The sequence below is a fragment of the Methylomonas sp. BG-2 genome (genome assembly GCF_057766305.1).
The window spans coordinates 1-1,633 of sequence record NZ_JBYMAP010000446.1 but is presented as its reverse complement, the minus strand read 5'-3'; the positions used below and the strand labels follow the sequence as shown (position 1 = coordinate 1,633).

The following is a 1,633-nucleotide window of genomic DNA, read 5'->3' as shown; positions in this document are numbered from 1 at the left end:
CGATCCCGACCCCGGCCCCGCGGCCTTGAGCTTCCACTGGCAGCAATCGCAAGGCCCAAGCGTCGCGCTGACCGGCGCCGGCACCGCGACACCGGGTTTCACGCCCACCCAAGCCGGCAATTACTCGTTCAAATTGGCGCTCGGCGACGGCGCGGGCACCGCCTACGACGAAGTCACCTTCTCGGTGCCGGCGCTCGGCGACGTGGATTTGGACGGCGACATCGACCGTATCGACGTCGCGTTGATCCTGGTCGCCGTCAAGAAAACCCCGCGCCCCGACAACGCCAACGACATTCGCGACCTGGACGGCAACGGCATCATCACCAAGGCCGACGCCAAGACGGCCAAGAAACACTGCACGCTCAGGCAGTGCCGGCCGACCCGACGCTAAGCCCGGCGGGCGCCGACGAGTCGTCCAGGCTCTGGCGGCCGGCTAAGGAGCGCTACGCCCGAAATGCCGACACCCCCGTTTTGACCCTTCCACTGGAGATATGATGAACCGCAAACTCAATTACCCCGTCCCGGTCACGATCCTGACCGGCTTTCTCGGTGCCGGCAAAACCACGCTGCTGAACCGCATCCTGTCCGAACACCACGGCCGGCGCGTCGCTGTGATCGAAAACGAATTCGGCGAGGCCGGCATCGACAACGAACTGCTGGTGCAAGCCGACGAGCAAATCGTCACGATGAACAATGGCTGCATCTGCTGCACCGTGCGCGGCGACCTGGTGCGCATCCTCGGCGAATTGTCCGAGCGCCGGGAAAGCGGCGACATTCACTTCGAGCGGGTCATCATCGAAACCACCGGTCTGGCCGATCCGGCGCCGGTGGCGCAAACCTTTTTCATCGACCAGGACATCGCCGAAAACTACAGCTTGGATGCGATTGTCACCGTCGTCGATGCCGCGCACGCCCACCAACAACTGCAAGAACACCACGAAGCCCAGGAGCAAGTCGGCTTTGCCGACCGGATCTTGTTGTCCAAGACCGATTTGGTCGAAGCCGAAATCGCCGCCGATCTGGAAAGCCGGTTACGGGCGATGAACCCCAGAGCCCCGATCAAGCGCGTGCATTTTGGTGAAACCGAGTTGAGCGACATTCTGGACATCGACGGCTTCAAACTGGACGACATCCTGAAAATCGAGCCGGACTTCTTGGAAGACGTCAGCCACGAACACGAAGACGACATCGCGTCGTTCGTGTTCGAAACCGACCGCGCGCTGGATGCGGCCCGAATTCTGGCCTTTCTGGACATCATGGTCCGCGACTACGGTAACGACCTGCTACGCTACAAAGGCATATTGCACATCGCGGGCTGCGACAAGAAAGTCATCTACCAGGGCGTGCACATGCTGTTGACCGAATCCTTCGGCAATCCCTGGCCGGCCGACGCAACCCGCCGCTCGCGGCTGGTATTCATCGGCCGCAACCTGCCCCGGCGGGACATGCTGGAAGCGCTGGCATCCTGCCAAATCGCCGCCTGAGCGGCGCGAGTCCGGAGTCGGGGTACAAACCTGGATTTGTACTCCGGCGCGGACACCGCTGATTTCGCAATCGGCACCGCCGCCGTTTTGTGGCATACCTTGCCGAGAACAATATCAACGACTCATTTGGGGACCGGGACAAGCCGATT

At 62.0% G+C, this 1,633-nt stretch carries 2 protein-coding genes; both read left to right on the top strand.

Going from position 1 to position 1,633, the window contains the following annotated elements; translation table 11 throughout:
- The coding region (locus AC3B8H_RS21140; RefSeq protein WP_488443479.1) for a PKD domain-containing protein at positions 1-391 on the top strand (391 nt) is incomplete at its 5' end.
- Between the two features lie 103 nt (positions 392-494).
- Positions 495-1,484: a CobW family GTP-binding protein gene (locus tag AC3B8H_RS21135; protein WP_488443478.1), complete on the top strand. Its 990-nt coding sequence runs from the start codon at positions 495-497 to the stop codon at positions 1,482-1,484.
- Positions 1,485-1,633: the final 149 nt, after the last annotated feature.

What these genes read in the sequence shown, in the direction of transcription:
- AC3B8H_RS21135 (WP_488443478.1), top strand. Translation starts at nt 495, where the DNA reads ATGAACCGCAAACTCAATTACCCCGTCCCGGTCACGATCCTGACCGGC.